The organism is Lyngbya sp. CCAP 1446/10, from assembly GCF_026130175.1.
Classification (GTDB): domain Bacteria; phylum Cyanobacteriota; class Cyanobacteriia; order Cyanobacteriales; family Microcoleaceae; genus Microcoleus.
This window is the reverse complement of record NZ_JAIGNI010000087.1, coordinates 1-18328: the sequence shown is the minus strand read 5'-3', so window position 1 is coordinate 18328 and position 18328 is coordinate 1. Positions and strand designations below refer to the sequence as shown.

Here is an 18328-nt window from a genome sequence, read left to right as displayed (position 1 = left end):
GCGTCATGAATCATATTCTACCATGCTGTGCCTAGATTGTGAACCTTCTTTTTTGCTGTTACCCGATTTATTGAGCGGATACAAATTTTTCTTCTTTTCGACAAATTCTAAGCTTTCATTAAAAGGTTTCTGACAATTTTTACATTTGAATCTGCGTCGATTTACTCTCAGCATTACTTCTTTATTACCTATCGGCAAGTCTCTAACTAAATACTTATAATTTTGATGTAGATGATGGCTAGATTGATTGCATAGAGGGCATTTTGATGTTTTTTGTTTTGATTTTACCACTAAAATTAATGTAGCTACTATCTGCTTGTAATCTTCTACTATGACACCGGGTAAATCTAGAATATTTGTCATTAATTTGTTCATAACTTATTCTGATAGCACAATCTTTATCAACACTTAACTAACATTTTAGCACAACAAGTACAGAAGAGCCGAACATCGTTTGTTTCCTCACGTAACTAGAGCCTGTCAAGGAGTGATTTTTACTTCTCTTGAGTTAGTGAAAAAACTCATGGCAAAAACGCATACTAAAACCGGGCTTTCTGTCGTAGTAAATGTGATTGATAAAATTTATGAAACTGGTCGAAAAGTAGCTAATGGATTTAAAGAAACAATGAAAATTATTTTTGATGAATATCTACCAAAATGGAATTATCGTGCAGTGCCGACTATTTAACCAACGCTAAAGTTATTAAATTTTCATTCCTAAGTACGGAAGAGCCAGAAATGGATGCCAGCCAACACTTTCAATAAATTGATAAAGCCAATCAGCATACAATCCTCGGTCAGCCGCAACGATCACCCTAAAGTTAGTGGGAATCACACCTTGAACCCGAGAAATCAGTTTTTGCCAATGAGGTTTCCAACTTCCGGGCTCTGTGGCTCTGACAATACACCAAGCTATAGGAATTCCCGACCCACCCAATAAGATGTTCATCGACAGAACTGTAAATTTATCCCCGATGCTAGTGGCATCCAATGCCAAGGCAATGTCCTCAACATTTTTTGGCAGTAAACTTAGCACCCACAACAGTAATGGAGCAAAACAACTACTCACATCGAAATCACGACGCTTTTGTCCTTTTTTAGCTGGGGCTTCTTGATACCATTCTTTTAATCGCTGACGGACTGTATTCGGCTTTTCTTCGTTAATGTCAGCGCTCAACTGCGAAACTTGGGTTAAACTGCTGGATTTGGTCATCACTACGCCAAAACTCCAAGTCGCTAACCCAATCGCTTGAGGTATTGACAGGTGAGCCATTTGTTTGGAGACAATACATGACCAATCCTTGAGATGCTTATTTTTCAGCATTGAGGTTTTTCCCGCAGCCACGTGTTTCGTTGAATCACCCTTATTTTCGCCTGGTTTAATTGATTTTATACTACCCCCTCGTAAAAAACCTACACCTGTCAGCCCCTGAACTTCTACCCGGAATTAGAAGCAACCTATCGCTACGCTATGCTGTGCGAAAGAGACTTTTTTCAGGCAGCGTGGGAAATATCGTATCGCTGTTATACCCAAAAGTAGACTATCACTAATGCACCCAAAAATGCAAAAGAGTTGATTAATACCCCTGCTGCGTTGGCTCGCATTCCGAGGGTCATCATCCCCCGAAGTAGCAAGGGAAACAGCGGATAGAATGCAACAGAATGCTGTTGTCCGTCATCGGCGTAGCTGTAGCCTAGAGTAGCGATTTGGGTGTACCATTTGCCGTCCCAATGGGAGAACAACTCCCACACACTTTTGGGAAGAAAGCCATTCACAAAACCCAAAATTGACCACGAATAAACCAGCGGTAAATCAGTATTGCTCATGGCTAAAACAGCGCAAAACTGTTGATTGAAAATTACACCATAGTCCGCTGCGCTCGCGATCGTCAAATATATACGTAAGTACAGCGGTACTGCTAATTTTAACGTCCGAGCTTATTGGGAATCCCTTCGCAGCCGCCGGGAATAGTCTCTCTCGACTTCGAGCCACACCAAGAGCAACAGTAGTGTCGTTGCTCGTCCGACAGTCGCTTGACAGCGGTAAAATCTGCACGTTCAACCACAGCGCCGGTATGTTCACCCGTTTGATAGTTGGGAAATTCCGTGCGGCTGCGGGGAGAAGCAGTTTCGACCGAGCCGTAGAATAATATCGCTGCTCTCATGTCAGCGCGAGTGAGATTCGCGTCGTACAGGATAGCGCGGGAGAGGTTTGCTTTGACTAAATCGCACTTGCTGAGATTCGCCCGGACGAGGTTGGCTTCACTCAACTCCGTCCACCGCAAATCGGTGCCAGCCATGTCAGCACCCGCTAACATGACATTCAGATCGATAACGCGGATACCGTAATCTCTATCTTCAGCGTAGCCGCCGTCGCCGTCAAGGATGGGGCGGCCTAAAAGCCGATCGCGCTTCAGAGGAGTAACCAGTCTCGACTGCGACAAAAACCGCAGAATTTTAGCCTTACCTTCAGCATCCACACTGCTCATAATCGCAGCGGTGCGGCCTTCGGCGATCGCCCTTTCCTGTGGCCAATCTTCCAAAAACCCTTGTTCATCAAGGGCTAAATCAGAAACCCCTTGAAAATAAGCATCAATAGTTTGCTGCTGCGTAATGCGATTTTGCTGAATCGTCAAATCCTTCGAGATTACGTACTGCCGCCAAGCCACGTAAACGCCCAAAATCGCGATCAAAATTTGACCCAAAGCGCCGATGACTTCGCCTACTGCTCCCACCGCATCCCAGTTAATCTTGATATTGCGGCTTCCCAGTTCACCGTTAGCCCCGCTGAGTATCAGCAAGCCAACTGTTCCCGCCAACAGCCCAAAGCTAGAGACGATCAGGGTGCGCCAAGTCGGAGGGATTACCTGCGTCCAGATTTTGCCCCAATTGGGCCACATGATCCGCAGGGCGATCGCGATCGCCAAAATCGCACCCAACAAACCGAGCCACACGATGTCGATGGCTAGCCCTATAATCATTGCTGCGATCGATCCCAATATCAACAGCGATCCCGACATCTCAGCATTCGTTTGTGGTGGCTGCAACGGCGCAAAAACCCTTGGGCTTGTTGGACGCGGAGGCAGCGGTTTTGTCGGTTCAGCAGTAGCAACGATTGTTGCTGATTCTGGTGGGACAGCAGGACTCGCACCGTTAGGACTTTCTACAGTCACGTTGGAATCGGGAGGATTGGGTTGAGAAGAGTTTTGTTCTGGTGTCATGCGTTGAGGCAAATTCTAATTTTGGGCGATCGCTAAAACGATTTTAACCAATGAAGCACGATTCTAGATAGCATTACAATAGAAATATCCAGTAATTACACTCAAAGAGGTAAAATAACATGACCCTGGTACTCCCTAATCTTCAAGGAAAACAAATGGGTCAAGTAATTACTACAATCACCGTCACGAATTTCATCGATCTAGTTATGGCCGAACGGGGATTCATTTCTACCGATGAAGTTCGTTCTGCGGTGAGCGACAACGTTCTTGTCGATACCGGAGCAACTCTGCTTTCTTTGCCAGCTCATATTATTAGCCAACTTGGTTTAAGACAAGTAGGAGAAAGAGATGTAGAAACATCGGCTGGCATCAAAAAAGGTCGGATTTTTGCAGGCGCTCAAATTATTGTAGAAGGTAGAGAAGGCAGATTTGATTGTTTAGAATTGCCCCAAGGCGTTTCCGCTGTTTTGCTGGGCGTGACTCCAATGGAAGAACTAGGCTTAGAACCAGATTTGAAAAATCGACGGTTGCGAGTATTGCCGATGAACAATCAACAAACATATCTCATGGCTTAGCCAAAGGTTGGGAGCATCTCTGTGAGAGCATTTACAGGGAGTGCGAGCCTCTCGCTCGCTATGTGTAAGCGAGCGAGAGGCTCGCACTTATAAAAAACGCTTTTGACGATTTATATGAAAGTTTTTCACCTACATCTAGCGAGCCAAATAAGCTCTCACAAAATACACGCCAACCGTCGCAAATATCAAAAAAATTATCCCAAAAACCAACTCTATACTAAACCTTTGAGCATTGCCCAAAGCCACAAGAATTTGCTGCCGCACTATAAAAGCAAACAGCCAGCAAATCTCCGCCTTCAGCCAAACTAAAAGGCTTCGCCCCAAGAGATATTGGCGGCGCGCATTTGGCTCAGTAATCCGTACCGGATAGTTAAAAGTATGCGGATAGCGCGATACCGCAGTTAAAACCACAAAAATAATAGCAGCCACTGCTGGTAGCATCCAAATCATCACCTTGTCGCCCAAAGCATCAGGCTGTCCCCCCAAGCCGAAGTGAATCGGAATTCGATCGGGCAAAACCGCCCAAAATTGTACAATCAGCAAAATCGACACTAAAATGGCGATCGCCCCCGCGAGCTCTACCGCCAAATCAGCGGGCGAAAGCCCCAGAGAAATAACAGGCCGTTGGTTTGGTGTTTTTCCAGTCATGGCTACCTGAAATTAGACTAATATTGAAAATAATAGTATTGGTTCCAATTTTATCCCCAGCAGCTTTTGTTGGGGGGTTTCCAAACATCCGCGAGGTTTTATGACGGTTCAGGTTTTGGTGGAAAAGAAAAAGTTAGAAAAACCGCCTCTAACAATACACACTTTAGGCGATCGCGTCCTGCGGCAGCCAGCAAAGCGCGTTAACAGCGTCGATGCAGAAATTCGGCAGTTAGTCCGAGAAATGCTGCAAACCATGTACAGTGCCGACGGCATCGGTTTGGCAGCCCCCCAAGTCGGAGTCAACAAACAAGTAATCGTGATCGACTGCGACCCAGAAAATCTGGCCACACCGCCAATGGTTTTGATCAACCCCACCATCAAAAGTAGCAGTGGCGATATCTGCATCTTGCAAGAAGGGTGTTTGAGCATTCCGGGAGTCTATTTTGATGTCAAACGCCCAGAAGTCATTGAAGTGTCATATCGCGACGAATTCGGCCGCCCGCAAACCCTGAAAGCAACTGAGTTACTGTCGAGAGTAATTCAGCACGAAATGGATCATCTCAACGGAGTGCTGTTTGTAGACAGAGTAGACAACAAGCTGGCACTGAATGAAGAATTAGTCAAGAACAAATTTTCGCCCAAGGCAGTAAAATCAGTATGATGGCAGGAACTCCGAAAAGTGGTTTATTGTTAGCTCTTTGTTGCATCACTGCGATCGCCGCAGTCGGCTCAATCTTTGAGCTATCTTCGGGAAACGCTCAACTCGGCAATTTAGTCACAGGCATCATTCTCGCCCTCAGCATACCGCTCACAGGCATATTTTTCTATGCAGCCGTTCAGGATGCCAGAGCAAATCTATAATCATTAGTCATTGGTCATTGGTCATTGGTCATTGGTCATTGGTCATTGGTCATTGGTTATGAGTTATGAGTTATGAGTTATGAGTTATGAGTTATGAGTTATGAGTTATGAGTTATGAGTTATTAGTTATTAGTCATGAATCATTATTCAGAATCTAAAATCTCATAACTGTCGAATCAAGATTGCGGATAAATAACATCACATAACAGCGAACAAATGACTAATAACTGTGTTGTCAAGACAGCAGATCAATAACATCAGCTAACAGCTAATAACTAATAACTAATAACTAATGACTAATGACTAATAACTAATAACTAATGACCAATGACTAATGACTAATGACTAATAACTAATGACTAATGAAATCGGATTTCTGCGACAAGTGCCCGCCCAAGGCGCTGCGTCCGGGCCAGCGTCCAAGTACCCACTTTCTGAATATGGGGAAGTGGCGATCGGACGCGATCGCACTTGTCAAATAGCTTTAGAGTCGATCGCCCACGGCATGGTTTCCCGCCGCCACGCCGCAGTCCGTCCCCTGACTCAGGGTAATTGGACGAGATGGCAAATTTGCGACCTCAACAGCGCTAACGGAACTTATATCAACGGTCAAAAGCTGGAAGGCTGCCAAACTCTACAAACAGGCGATCGCATCAGTCTCGGTGAAGACGGCCCTGAATTCATATTTGAATCTTCCGCAACCCCTCACCAAAATAAACCCGGATTCTCCCAGGCCCAAGTCGGTAATTTTGATCCACCCGAAAAGGACGCTCTAACTTTAACTCAATTATTCCCGATCGCCTCCACGGGAAAACAATTAAGCCAAAAAGCATACTTATATCCAGGTATTGCGACAGTTCTTTTTGTCGTGTCCATGTTTCTCGCCGTCGGAAATTCCGCAGCCTTCAACTTCCTGCTGTCAGCCTACCTCGCCAGTGCAGCTTACTACTTCATCTATCAACTGTGCGGCAAACACAAACCTTGGTGGGTATTGCTCGGTACCGCTTTAGCAACAGTCCTGATATTGCGCAGCCCCTTATTGATTGGATTTATATTAGTATTTAGAGAAATTTTGCCCGGTCGTTTGCCCGCAGAAGGCGAACAAATCAGTTTTTTACCTTTTTTAATCAGAATGTTCTTCGGGGCGGGTCTGATGGAAGAATTACTGAAAGCCCTGCCAGTTTTGGGAGCGATGCTGCTGGGAAATTTACTAAAAAATCCGTGGCGCGATCGCATCGGCGTTTGGGAACCATTAGACGGAATTCTGTTAGGAAGTGCCTCAGCAGTCGGCTTTACACTACTAGAAACTCTCGGCCAGTACGTTCCCAATATCATCCAAAATATCACCCTGCAAGCAGGCCCAGAAGCCGGACAATTAGTAGGATTGCAATTGCTAATTCCCCGAATTTTAGGTTCCGCCGCCGGACACATGGCTTACAGCGGTTATTTGGGATATTTTATCGGTTTGAGCGCCCTCAAACCCAGGAAGCGCTGGCAAATTTTGGGCGTAGGTTATTTTAGCGCCTCCGCACTTCACGCATTGTGGAATGCGTCGGGAGCAGTCAGCGTACTTTTGCTGGCCTTAGTGGGAGTTTTGTCCTATGCGTTTTTGGTAGCTGCGATTTTGAAAGCCAGAGCTCTGTCTCCGAATCGGGAGCAAAATTTCGCAACTCGAATATTTTCGGAAAAGTGACTCCTGACTGCTGAATTGCTGACAGAAATCGCGCCTCAAACCGCCATTTTTTTCTTATGTTTTAACCAGCTTAAACCTGCTAAAGCTAAAGCTGTTCCTGCCGCCGTAATTGGTTCGGGAACTGGTTCGGCTGCGGTATCCACTAGAGTGTAAGAAACCTTCGCATCGTTGATAATTCTACGTCCGTCTATAGCAAGATGACCCTCCCTGTTGCTAATTAGTGTCTCACGATACCCCGAGAAATAAGATGTCCACCTATCAGGACTGCTCACCCCGTTGGTAGCCATAGACCAAAATGCCCTGCTGTCATATTTGACGTAAAAAGGCCCTCCTGGTACGTCGGGAAGGTCAATTTCTCTAATCTCTGTGTCGCCTCCGCCTGTTTGCAGTCCGCGAAAATCCCCTTGAAAAAATAAAGCTATCGCCCCTGCTAAATCGTAGTAGTTTTTAGAGGCAGAGGCCGTGGCAAAAGTGTTAAATCTTCCCTCACCAACTGTTATTTGTTCAGATCCTATTCCTGTCAGTGAGGAATTACTCAACTTAAAAAAACCACTACCTGCACCCTCTTCTACTTCAAAATTATAGGTGAGGACGGCGGCTTGTGCTTGGTCAACTCCTGCCACTGACACGGCTGCAAAACTTAAAATTGTGCTGGCGATCGCACTTCCCAATTTCTGCCTTTGTTTCTGACTCATAGTCGGCCTCATCAGCTTTTACGTAAGTGTACTTTCAATTCTAGATACCGATCGCCCGTAACTCAGCTTATTCTTAACATAAATTTTTGTACGTTCAAATTACTTTTTAACGATTACTTTTGGGCAGAAAGCAGATATTTTTTGACCGTCCCGCAAAAATATGCCGCCTGGTTTGTGTTGTTTTGATGCTGCGGGCGATCGACCGCAGCATACTCAGCTTTATTTGTCAATACGTAATTTCCAATAAAAATACCGCAATATTCAGCTCTCGTGCATGAGTAGGGCCTGCGTAATTGCTGACGGCCAGAATCCCAGCCCAACTTAGAAATTCTTCACAAATAGTTTGACTGTGGTACTATCTGGATGGCTGTGAGTAGCTTAGGGAAGCCAACGGGCTTGATTCCTGTGGTGGAGGAGAATCCAGGAGTGCTAGATAGGATGTCATTGGGATACGGAAATGTTTTCGGCCAGCGCAGTCAACCTGAACCCCTCCGTATTGGGGTAGTTGGGGTTGGCAATATGGGCCAGCACCACACGCGAGTTCTGAGCTTGCTAAAAGATATCGAACTCGTGGGTGTTTCAGATATAAATGTAGAGCGGGGAATTGATGTAGCAAGCAAATACCGGGTTCGCTTCTTTGAAGACTACCGAGATTTGCTCGCCCACGTAGATGCAGTTTGCGTCGCCGTTCCAACTCGCCTGCACCACGCTGTGGGGATGTCTTGTCTCCAAGCGGGAGTTCACGTTTTAATTGAAAAGCCGATCGCAGCTAGCATTGCTGAAGCCGAATCTTTGGTCAATGCGGCTGCTGAAGCCCACCGGATTTTGCAGGTGGGTCACATCGAGCGCTTCAATCCAGCTTTTCAGGAACTCGGCAAAGTGCTGAAAACTGAAGAGCTACTGGCATTGGAAGCTCACCGGATGAGTCCATATTCCGATCGGGCAAACGACGTATCGGTAGTTTTGGATTTAATGATCCACGACATCGACTTGCTCCTGGAATTGGCAGATTCCCATGTGGTGAAGCTGACAGCCAGCGGCAGCAGGGCCTCAGATTCAGGTTATTTAGACTACGTGACAGCGACGCTGAACTTTGCTAACGGCATTGTGGCCACCCTGACAGCAAGCAAGGTGACACACCGCAAACTCCGTTCAATCGCCGCTCACTGCAAGAATTCTTTGACAGAGGCAGATTTTCTCAACAACGAAATCTTGATTCACCGACAAACAACCGCCAATTACGTGACAGATTACGGTCAGGTGCTTTACCGTCAAGATGGGTTGATCGAGAAAGTTTACACCAGCAATATTGAACCGCTCCACGCGGAATTGGAGCATTTTATTAATTGCGTGCGGGGTGGAAATCAGCCTTCTGTGGGAGGAGAACAAGCTCTCAAAGCTCTTCGGCTTGCAAGTTCGATCGAGCAAATGGCTCTCGATGGTCAAGCTTGGTATCCCAAAGAGCTAGAGTCTACTTTGCAAGTTAGCTAAATCGAGAAAAATTGTGTCGTTTCCGGGTGCTTTTACAGTTTTGGTTTGTTGTTCGTTGAAAAGGTAACTGTTACCGCGCAACCGGATGCGATGTGAGTCGATTTGAGGTTTGAGATTTTAGCTTGACTCCACAGATGAATCTGCGGACTTGAACTCAAGTTTAAATTTTTTGAATTCCACAACCTAAGCCGGGACTTGCATCCGTTTTTGGGTGAAGTCACGATTTATACAAAAAAAGAGCGACTATTTGACTACTGATCGTTTTGCTAACTAGCTGATTTCCTAGAGGACTGAGGTGAATGCTGTCTCGATACAAAGTTGGAAGTTGGGCCTCTGAATTGAAAATGGGAAGAAAATCTATGTAAGTAATTTTCTCACGTTCGACGAGTTCGGCGAGACGCTCTCTAGCCTTGACTTCCCAGTCGCGAGAGCCCTCGCCGAATTCATGGCGCTTGGGCGTTACCGCTAGCAAAAACTCGACGTTAGCGGATACAGCTATTGTCTGGATTTGGCGAATAGCTTCTAAGTTGCAGCCGACTACATCGCTTTCAGCGGATGGTGCTGCTAATTGGCGAACCGGCACTGCTGATAGAAAGTAGCGGCTCAATAACTCTAGTGTCGCCGATCGAGGTTGGCGATCGGGATAAGATCGATCGCGCCCTACAACCAGAGCACAGGGAGCCGATGCAAATAAATCGTCCGTATTCAGCAGCAACACCAAAGCCTTTGCCCCAAAAACACCAAACCGCTTGGCATAAGCAAGTTGATTTCTCGGCCCCCAAGAATTGGCTGAGGCGTTGAGAACTTCAAAATTTGAATAGTTGACTTGTGAACCTAATTGTGGATCGCTCGCCAGATGCTGTAGTTGCAGCCTCAACAGCCGAGCCATAATTTCCGAGATCGTATCTGTCTGATGTGTCCACCAACCGCCGTTGGCGACAGAATCACCCAACAGCAAGACGCGCAGAGTTTCCGCAGCGGGACTTGGGGTGATCGCTCCAGTACGCATCGAATACTCGTTAATCTCAATCCGGTTTCCCAAGCGGCGCACCCTCTGGTTGGGCGCCAACAAATAGCCACACTCGGCATCAGCAATGTAAATCAAGGGATTGCCAAAACCCAGCAACACCCGCAGCAGCACTTCGATGGCTGCCCACAATCCGCAGGTGAGGGCGAAAATGATCAGAACAACTTTCAACTATTAACCTCGAACGAAAACAAAAAACTGCTGCTAAATTCGGGCTTGTACCAGAAAGAATTGGTTGAAAGCCGGAACCCTTATAGGGAGAAATTAAAATCAGACTATTCATTACTCCAATCCTCGGACTTCCGGTAGAGGTCGCCCTCATCTGTCAACTGTTAACTGTCAACTGTCAACTGAACGACAGTCCCTGCGCGATTGAGTCATCGGAATAGCCCGCGTGGATATAGAATTCTAGAATATACCGTCAAAATCCGCCGTCAGCCGTCAGTGAACTTGGTGGTTTCAGGAAAATCCGTGGACTTAAAACAAATATTCAAAACGCCGAATCCCATAATCGGTGTCGTACATTTACAGCCTTTGCCAACTTCTCCTCGCTGGGGCGGGAACCTCAAAGCGATTATCGGAAGAGCCGAGCAAGAGGCTACTGCGCTGGCTTCTGGCGGCGCAAACGGTATCATAGTCGAGAACTTTTTCGACGCTCCTTTTGCCAAAGACTGCGTAGATCCGGCTGTGGTAAGTGCCATGACTCTGGTAGTCGAGAGGCTAACCAATCTTGTGACGCTGCCGATCGGCGTTAACGTACTGCGAAACGATGCCCACAGCGCGATCGCCATCGCCTCCTGCACAGGAGCCCAATTCATCCGCGTCAACGTCCTCAACGGCATCATGGCTACCGACCAAGGCTTAATTGAAGGACAAGCACACCAGTTACTGCGCTACCGCCGGGAATTGGGCAGCGATGTCAAAATATTCGCAGACGTGTTAGTCAAGCACGGGCGTCCCCTGGGCAGCCCCAACTTGACCACAGCCGTCCAAGAGACGATCGGGCGCGCCTTAGCCGATGCCGTAATTCTTTCCGGCTGGACAACCGGCAGCCCTCCCAATCTCGAAGACTTAGAACTCGCGAGTGCAGCAGCGGGGGAAACTCCTGTTTTCATCGGTAGCGGTGCATCGTGGGAAAACATTTCCACCCTCATGCAGGCTGCAGACGGAGTAATTGTGTCGAGCTCGCTGAAGCGAAACGGCCGCATCGAACAGCCGATCGATCCGATCCGCGTCAGTCAGTTTGTAGAAGCCGCCCGTCGCAGCTTGTCCCAGAAAGAGCTCGAACAAGAAAACAAAAACGCTAATGGTTCGAGAGGGCTAACACCGGAACCGGGCAAAGTCAGAAGTAAAACGTAAAATGGGAATTGTTGACTGTTGGCAGTAGTCAGTTGTCAGTAGTCAGTTGGCAGTTGGCAGTTGGCAGTTGTCATCAGTCATTAGTCAACAGTCAACAGTCAACAGTCAACAGTCAACAATCAACAATTACCCAATCAAAAAAATGATTCGCCGACGTTCAACCCCTTGGATTCATCGCTGGTCTAGGACTGTGATCGCAGCGATCGCAGCCATCGGCGTTGTAGAAACAGCTTATCTGACGATCGCTAAATTCACGACAGGCTCAGTCATTTGTCCCACCAGCGGCTGCGACAAAGTTCTCAATAGTCCCTACGCTACAGTTTTTGGCACAGTGCCTTTAAGTTTATTAGGTTGTCTGGCTTACCTGAGCATCGCAATTTTGGCATTAGCTCCCAAAGCCGTCAATCCAGACACCAACAAAGGACTGCACTCTCAACTAGAAAACAGAACTTGGCAAGCGCTATTTATCATCACCGCTGCGATGGTAATTCTCAGCAGCTATTTGATGTATTTGATGGCTTTTGAAATTAAGGATCTGTGTATTTACTGCATCAGTTCCGCCGTATTTGCGCTATCGCTGTTTGTGCTGGTGCTCGTCGGCCGCGAGTGGGAAGATATCGGACAGTTGGTGTTTACAGGCATTTTGGTGGCGATGGTAAGTTCGATCGGCGCATTGGGACTTTATAACAGCGTCAACTCACCTGCTCCTTTTGTTTCTTCTACCCCCGGAATTCTACCCCCTGCCGTCACCACAACCTCCGGCCCGGCAGAAATTGCTTTAGCCCGCCACCTCCGAGAAATCGGCACTAAAGAATACGGCGCTTACTGGTGTCCCCACTGTCACGATCAAAAAATGCTGTTTGGGAAAGAAGCAGCCAAAATAATTGATTATTTTGAATGCGATCCCAGAGGACAAAATTCCCGCGCTGAAATTTGCCAAGCTGCTGCTGCAAATGTTAAAGGTTTCCCGACTTGGGAGATTAAAGGTCAGTTTTATTCGGGGACGCAAACTTTGGATAAACTCGCTGATTTATCCGGTTACACCGGCCCGCGCAACTTTCAAAACTGACAGCCAAGTTTGAAACTTGAGATTCGAGATTTTTTGGGACAGGAAAAATCCTGCTTTTTAACTTAGCTAATAGACCTCTTGCATAAATATTTGATTGATGGGTAAACCGCAGATTTCAAGCTAATAAACACCGATAGACGCAGATAATTTTATCTGGTCTGCGAATGAGTGCAAGAGGTCTAATCTTTGTCGGCTGCTGTAAAATTATTCAAAAATCTCGCATCTATAATTCATAAAAACATCTTAAAAATTAGTTAGGTAAAATTTTAAAATAAGGCTCGACAACTTAATAAATTAAGCACTTTCTACAGTTCTCTCTCCTGTAAGTTGCGAGATCAAAGGAGGCAGATCCTCCGGATCTGCATTACCATGCAGAGCCTGGTAACGAGCAAATTTTAAAGTGTTCTATCTAGTATTATGTCGAAAAATCATCCCAATTATCATAGCTTCATGCAACAGATTTCCGTAAAGTGCAGATAAATCGACCATCTTCAAGAAAGACCGACAATCTAATAGAACCGCACTATATATATTCAAAAACCCGGAAAAAAACCAAAATTTCACTGCCCAACATTTTTGTTGTAGCAAGCTTTGTTATAAATTTTATAAATACTAGAAATACTAGAAATTTTGCAAAAAACTCAAAAAACCAGATTTCTGCTTCCAGGCTCATTAGACTTGCATTGCATTAATTCGCTTTCAATTTCTACAATTATCTGCGTTTATCTGTGTATATCTGCCTGACATCTGCGGTTGCAAAGTGCGATAAAAGACTTAGGCAACTCAAGTCTCTTGTCAAATGAGATATTTTGCCCGAATCGACTGAGCCGATCGCCCAAAAGATATAAAAGCTATATGTAGTAGTAGCTTAGATGCTCGAAGAGCGAGGTCAAAACTCCCAAAAATATGCTAAAAACCATCAAAAAATGGCTTAATCGAGAACGCCGAGTATTGATTACTGCGAGTGCCGTTGGCGGTACGGTGATTGTCATGCGCTGGTTCGGATTTTTGCAGGTGTGGGAATGGACTGCTTTCGATCGCTTTGTACGCTGGCGGCCCCCCGAACCAATGGACTCGCGCATCACCATTGTCGAAATTAACGAAGCTGACTTGCAAAAATACGGCTACCCAATGTCGGATGCTGTGTTGGCCCAATTGCTGCAAAAACTTCACGCTGGCAAGCCGCGGGCGATCGGCCTCGACATTTACCGAGATTTGCCGACTCAACCGGGTAATGCCGAATTGCTCAAAACTTTTAAAACTATTCCCAACTTAATCGGGATTGAGTTGATGCCAGACGAAACGAGGTTGGGAGTTCGCCCGCCTTCGGTACTTGACAAGCTCTCGCGCATCGGTTTCAACAACGTTGTCATTGATGCTGACGGTAAAGTGCGCCGAGCTTTGCTCTACTCTTGGCCCGGAGACGGCAAAACTCATGAAAGTTTCGCGCTCAGATTGGCTTTGAGTTACCTCGAAACTGAAGGAATTTCCCCTGAACCAGCAGCAAACGTCAATCCTAAATACTTGCAGTTAGGCCGGGGGGTCTTTCGGCGTTTTGAACCGAATGATGGTGCTTACGTGCGATCGGACAGCCGTGGCTATCAAATTCTCGCCAACCTCCGTGGGCCGATCGGCAGTTTTCGCATTGTGTCGATGAGCGACGTGCTTTCTGGCAAAGTTCCGGCGGATTTTGTGCGATCGCGCGCTGTCTTGATCGGTTCAACTGCCCCCAGCCTCAAAGATTTTAACCAAAATGCTTATAGCTCCGGTTTGTTTGCTCCTCCCCAGCTAATACCGGGAGTTGAGCTTCAGGCTCATTTTTTGAGCCAAATTTTGAGTGCGGCCCTCGACGGGCGCGGGGGTATCAAAGTCTGGCATGAGGCTGCGGAGTTGTTGTGGATTTTACTCTGGTCTTGGGCGGGAGCCTGTGTGAGCTGGAAGTTGGGATCGATCGGGCGATCGGTTTGGTGTTTATCAAGTATCTGTCTCGGTCTCAGTGCCAGTTTATACTTAGCTTTTTTAGCCGGTTGGTGGCTGCCGTTAATTCCTGCAATCCTCAGTCTTTTGGGTTCTAGCTGCGCAGTTGTGGCTTATCTGGCTCACTTACAAGAAGAACTAAAACGCTCTAAAGAATTTTTACAATCGCTAATCGATACAATTCCAGACCCGATTTTTGTCAAAGATATAAATCACCGCTGGGTTGTGTTGAATCAGGCATATTGTCAGTTTATCGGCTATCCTTGGGAAATTTTAACCCATCGCACAGATTACGACTTATTTCCCCAAGCCGAAGCCGATATATTTTGGCAGGAAGACGAATTAGTATTGCAAACTCACCAGCCGCGAGAAAATGAAGAATATTTTACCGACGCTCACGGAGTTACGCATCTGATTTCGACAAAAAGATCCCTGCACAAAGATGCTGCGGGGAACCTATTTTTAGTCGGAGTGATCAGAGATATTACCGAGCGCCAGCTCCGAGAAGATGCCCTAAAACAAAAAAATGCTGAACTCAGCCACCAAGCTTATCATGATGCTCTCACCGGTTTGCCCAACCGCAAAATGTTTTACGAATCCTTGCATCAGGCTTTAGAAAGAGCCTCCAGCAATCAGGAATTGCTAGCTTTACTGTTTTTAGATTTAGATGGATTTAAGTCAATCAACGACACTCTCGGACACAATGTGGGCGATTTGCTCTTAAAAGCAGTTGCCAGTCGGCTCAAACAATGCTTGCGCGGCAGCGATATTATCTCGCGGTTGGGCGGCGACGAGTTCACAGTCATTCTGCCCGCAATTCCTGGTAGCTACGAAGCGGAGAAAGTAGCTAAAAAAATTTGCTACGCCATCATGCAGCCTTTTATTTTAGAAGAATATACAGTTTCTGTAACTACAAGTATTGGGATTAGTTTGTATCCAATTGACGGTCAAGAGTCAGATATTTTAGTCAAGAATGCTGATGCTGCGATGTATCGCGCTAAGGAAGGCGGGAAAAATCAATATCAATTTTTTTAAGTCATCAGTCATCGGTCATCAGTCATCAGTTATTAGTTATTAGTCATCAGTCATTAGTCATCAGTCATTAGATAGATTTACAAAAAATATCAAATTTATGAGAGCAAATTGCCGTGTCATCTAAATATTAAAAAACATTACAAAATATGAGGTGAGTTAAAAAAAAGAATGCAACGGCATACCCGTGTCCGAAACCCTTATGTAGTAAGTGATTTCATTGCAAATCGCAAATCGCAAATCGCAATTGCTAGGAGACCGGAGACAAAATTAAAATCGCCAGAAAGGGTTGATTTATAAAACTTTACGTATATTTACGAAAATTATTTAAAGTAAATGTAAAGATATCAGTGGAACTACGGAAATTGATAGATATAATAGTTTTTACAGGCGTGCATCTACTTCAATGATTTGGATAAGACTATGAACACTATGCGTACTTTGATTGGGTTCACCACAACGGCAACTCTGGCTGTCTGTCTGCAAGTGAGTACGATCGGCATCGCAAATGCCGCTACACTGGCTAGTAACTCAACCAGTAACTCCACAAAAGACCGTAGCAGGGGCGAGGGCCCGACGCCATCGACCTCCACAGTTTTGACCGTCGCCCAAACCTCTAGAGTTCCAAATAACCCCAAAAAATACGAACCAGACCCCAACGGGAATCCCAAAAGTGACGGTACAGGGACGCGCTGAACCCAATTTTTTAATCTTCTATTCGCCCAGATTTGTACCAATTCGATTGGTGAATTAAAGTGTGACTGCACCAATCTCGATCGCTCAGGGGATAATCCACACGGTAGTGACCGCCCCGACTTTCCGTGCGAAACGCAGCACTTTTGAGAATTAAGTAGCCAATATCCAATAAATTACCAAGTTCTCCCCAATTTCGCAAAACCGAGCTATTTTGGGCATCAACAGGCGAAAAATCAATGACTTGTCCGGGCTGCAAATTAAGCAAAGTTTGACTCAAAGGCAAAGAGGCAAATTCTTGTCGCCAAAGCTCAACTTGGACGATCGCACTTTCCAAATCCCTTTGGCCCCGACAAATTCCCGCACTTTGCCATACCAAACTCGGCAATTCTACCCGCAACTTGTCGATCGTCTCAATATCCTGTGCAGAAATCGATTTTTCCCAGATTTCCCCTGCATCGGACTCATCTGGTAATGCCTTGGGCTTTCCAGCTTCTAGCTGCAAAAGTCCCATCTGCGCGCCAAAAACCAGACATTCCAGCAGCGAATTGCTCGCCAACCGATTAGCGCCGTGTACCCCCGTGCTCGCAGTTTCTCCCACCGCGTACAAACCCGGAATCGAAGTTTGGTTTAACTTGTCAGCCACAATCCCTCCCATCCAATAATGGGCGGCGGGCGTGACGGGTACCGGTTCGGTAAAAATATCAATTCCCCAATCGGCGCACACTTGAATAATATTCGGAAACCTGTAGCGCAGTCGATCGACCGCAATCGGGCGCAAATCCAGCCAAACATGAGGTTCCCCCGTCTTCTGCAAATGGCGGAAAATAGCGCGGCTGACAACATCGCGAGGTGCAAGTTCCCCGCTGGGGTGAGAGTCAAAAGCAAAGCGATATCCCTTGCTGTCAACCAAATGAGCTCCTTCTCCCCGCACCGCTTCGCTAATCAGAAACCGCGGCGCGCCCTCTTTGCTTAGCGCCGTCGGGTGAAACTGCACAAATTCTAAATCTCGCAGCAGTGCTCCGGCGCGCCACGCAATCGCCACCCCGTCTCCGGTACTTACCGACGGGTTGGTTGTTTGAGCAAAAACCTGTCCGCCACCGCCTGTCGCTAGCACTACGGCGCTAGCTCGCAACCATTTGACGCGGGAGTCGCAAATCGAGCTAATGCCCTGACAGCGCCCGGTTTCGTCTAGCCACAGGCTCAAAGCAAAGGCTGGGGATACGAGTTGAATGTTTTTGCGGTTTAATACTTTTGCTGTCAGGGTACTGACGACGGCTTTTCCTGTGGTGTCGGCGGAGTGGAGGACTCGGCGGCGGGAGTGGGCGGCTTCTAGGGTGAGGGCTAATTCTGGGCCGGTGCGATCGAATGCAACGCCCATTTTTACGAGGGAGTCGATGCAAGCAGAAGCTTCTTCTACTAAAAATTGCACGGCTTCTAAGTCGCAAAGACCTGCTCCCGCAGCCAGTGTATCCTGAACGTGCAGGGCTGCTGAATCTTCTGGGGCGATCGCCGCGGCAATCCCTCCTTGGGCCCAATCGCTGGCAGAAACAGGCAGGATATTTTTATTAATCAAGCCCACGTGCAAATGTTCTGGGAGGCAAAGTGCCGTGTACAAACCGGCTGCGCCAGCACCTATCACCAATACGTCAAATTTGTCAGTCATAAGTCTGCCGATTTGAGATTTTTTGATTTGAGATTTGAGATTTTAAAATTAATTTTACAGATAAATATCGCGAATATAAATGTCAATTTGAGATTTGAAATTTGACTCTACCACTGATTTGAAGGGCTGGAACTGTCAATTTTAGATTTAACAATTGAATAATTTAATCTACAGATATATCTAGATTTAAACTAATATAGCAATCCTAAATCATTTTCTATGTATAGGTGTATTGATGGATTTTGGGGAAATCAAATTTATGTTCGTTTGTGAAAAACTCAAACAAAAATTTAATTATCTTAAAAGACTTACATAAATACC

Annotated in this window: 18 protein-coding genes; 10 read left to right on the top strand and 8 right to left on the bottom strand. The window is 46.3% G+C overall.

Translation table 11 applies throughout. The features are described from left to right. Positions 1-3: 3 nt before the first annotated feature. Positions 4-375 carry a transposase family protein gene (locus K4039_RS24880; protein WP_265239188.1) on the bottom strand — a complete coding sequence of 124 codons (372 nt, stop codon included), beginning with the start codon at positions 373-375 and terminating at the stop codon, positions 4-6. Positions 376-454: 79 nt separating this feature from the next. Between K4039_RS24880 and K4039_RS24875 the strand changes: the two genes are divergently transcribed. Beyond that, positions 455-688 carry a hypothetical protein gene (locus K4039_RS24875; RefSeq protein ID WP_321161660.1) on the top strand — a complete coding sequence of 78 codons (234 nt, stop codon included), beginning with the start codon at positions 455-457 and terminating at the stop codon, positions 686-688. 15 nt (positions 689-703) lie between these two features. Here the strand turns inward: K4039_RS24875 and K4039_RS24870 are convergent, their stop codons facing one another. The 3 genes from K4039_RS24870 to K4039_RS24860 all read right to left on the bottom strand — a co-directional run bounded on the left by K4039_RS24870 (position 704) and on the right by K4039_RS24860 (position 3221). Next, positions 704-1324, bottom strand: a complete 621-nt coding sequence (locus K4039_RS24870) for a hypothetical protein (protein ID WP_265239187.1) — start codon at positions 1322-1324, stop codon at positions 704-706. A gap of 200 nt (positions 1325-1524) precedes the next feature. After that, the gene (locus K4039_RS24865) at positions 1525-1893 is read right to left on the bottom strand and encodes a mannosyltransferase family protein (protein ID WP_265239186.1); all 369 of its coding nucleotides are present in this window, start codon (positions 1891-1893) and stop codon (positions 1525-1527) included. Positions 1894-1925: 32 nt separating this feature from the next. Beyond that, complete coding sequence (locus K4039_RS24860; protein ID WP_265239185.1) at positions 1926-3221, bottom strand: pentapeptide repeat-containing protein; 1296 nt, start codon at positions 3219-3221, stop codon at positions 1926-1928. Between the two features lie 119 nt (positions 3222-3340). Between K4039_RS24860 and K4039_RS24855 the strand changes: the two genes are divergently transcribed. Then, the gene (locus tag K4039_RS24855; RefSeq protein ID WP_265239184.1) at positions 3341-3796 is read left to right on the top strand and encodes an aspartyl protease; all 456 of its coding nucleotides are present in this window, start codon (positions 3341-3343) and stop codon (positions 3794-3796) included. A gap of 135 nt (positions 3797-3931) precedes the next feature. Here the strand turns inward: K4039_RS24855 and K4039_RS24850 are convergent, their stop codons facing one another. Beyond that, the gene (locus tag K4039_RS24850; RefSeq protein ID WP_265239183.1) at positions 3932-4444 is read right to left on the bottom strand and encodes a DUF1648 domain-containing protein; all 513 of its coding nucleotides are present in this window, start codon (positions 4442-4444) and stop codon (positions 3932-3934) included. A gap of 100 nt (positions 4445-4544) precedes the next feature. On the opposite strand from K4039_RS24850, the gene def reads away from it, so the two are divergent. The 3 genes from def (at position 4545) to K4039_RS24835 (ending at position 6998) form a co-directional block, all read left to right on the top strand. Next, positions 4545-5105, top strand: a complete 561-nt coding sequence (gene def / locus K4039_RS24845) for a peptide deformylase (RefSeq protein WP_265239182.1) — start codon at positions 4545-4547, stop codon at positions 5103-5105. After that, positions 5105-5305 carry a hypothetical protein gene (locus tag K4039_RS24840; RefSeq protein WP_265239190.1) on the top strand — a complete coding sequence of 67 codons (201 nt, stop codon included), beginning with the start codon at positions 5105-5107 and terminating at the stop codon, positions 5303-5305. Before def ends, K4039_RS24840 begins: the two co-directional genes overlap by 1 nt. Before the next feature lie 355 nt (positions 5306-5660). Further along, on the top strand, positions 5661-6998 hold the full coding sequence (locus tag K4039_RS24835; protein ID WP_265239181.1) for a PrsW family glutamic-type intramembrane protease: 1338 nt from the start codon (positions 5661-5663) through the stop codon (positions 6996-6998). 35 nt (positions 6999-7033) lie between these two features. Here the strand turns inward: K4039_RS24835 and K4039_RS24830 are convergent, their stop codons facing one another. Further along, the gene (locus tag K4039_RS24830) at positions 7034-7693 is read right to left on the bottom strand and encodes a PEP-CTERM sorting domain-containing protein (RefSeq protein WP_265239180.1); all 660 of its coding nucleotides are present in this window, start codon (positions 7691-7693) and stop codon (positions 7034-7036) included. A 438-nt stretch (positions 7694-8131) separates the two neighbouring features. On the opposite strand from K4039_RS24830, the gene K4039_RS24825 reads away from it, so the two are divergent. Beyond that, positions 8132-9184: a Gfo/Idh/MocA family protein gene (locus K4039_RS24825; RefSeq protein WP_265239189.1), complete on the top strand. Its 1053-nt coding sequence runs from the start codon at positions 8132-8134 to the stop codon at positions 9182-9184. A 217-nt stretch (positions 9185-9401) separates the two neighbouring features. Here the strand turns inward: K4039_RS24825 and K4039_RS24820 are convergent, their stop codons facing one another. Then, the gene (locus tag K4039_RS24820; protein WP_265239179.1) at positions 9402-10382 is read right to left on the bottom strand and encodes a GDSL-type esterase/lipase family protein; all 981 of its coding nucleotides are present in this window, start codon (positions 10380-10382) and stop codon (positions 9402-9404) included. A 300-nt stretch (positions 10383-10682) separates the two neighbouring features. Here K4039_RS24820 and btpA point away from each other — a divergent pair, with 300 nt between their 5' ends. The 4 genes from btpA to K4039_RS24800 all read left to right on the top strand — a co-directional run bounded on the left by btpA (position 10683) and on the right by K4039_RS24800 (position 16344). Next, the gene (btpA, locus tag K4039_RS24815) at positions 10683-11570 is read left to right on the top strand and encodes a photosystem I biogenesis protein BtpA (RefSeq protein WP_265239178.1); all 888 of its coding nucleotides are present in this window, start codon (positions 10683-10685) and stop codon (positions 11568-11570) included. A gap of 142 nt (positions 11571-11712) precedes the next feature. Next, on the top strand, positions 11713-12639 hold the full coding sequence (locus tag K4039_RS24810) for a vitamin K epoxide reductase family protein (RefSeq protein WP_265239177.1): 927 nt from the start codon (positions 11713-11715) through the stop codon (positions 12637-12639). Between the two features lie 906 nt (positions 12640-13545). Beyond that, complete coding sequence (locus tag K4039_RS24805) at positions 13546-15651, top strand: CHASE2 domain-containing protein (RefSeq protein ID WP_265239176.1); 2106 nt, start codon at positions 13546-13548, stop codon at positions 15649-15651. A gap of 420 nt (positions 15652-16071) precedes the next feature. Further along, the gene (locus K4039_RS24800; RefSeq protein ID WP_265239175.1) at positions 16072-16344 is read left to right on the top strand and encodes a hypothetical protein; all 273 of its coding nucleotides are present in this window, start codon (positions 16072-16074) and stop codon (positions 16342-16344) included. 10 nt (positions 16345-16354) lie between these two features. Here K4039_RS24800 and nadB read toward each other — a convergent pair whose 3' ends face one another. Beyond that, on the bottom strand, positions 16355-18007 hold the full coding sequence (nadB, locus tag K4039_RS24795; RefSeq protein ID WP_265239174.1) for an L-aspartate oxidase: 1653 nt from the start codon (positions 18005-18007) through the stop codon (positions 16355-16357). Positions 18008-18328: the final 321 nt, after the last annotated feature.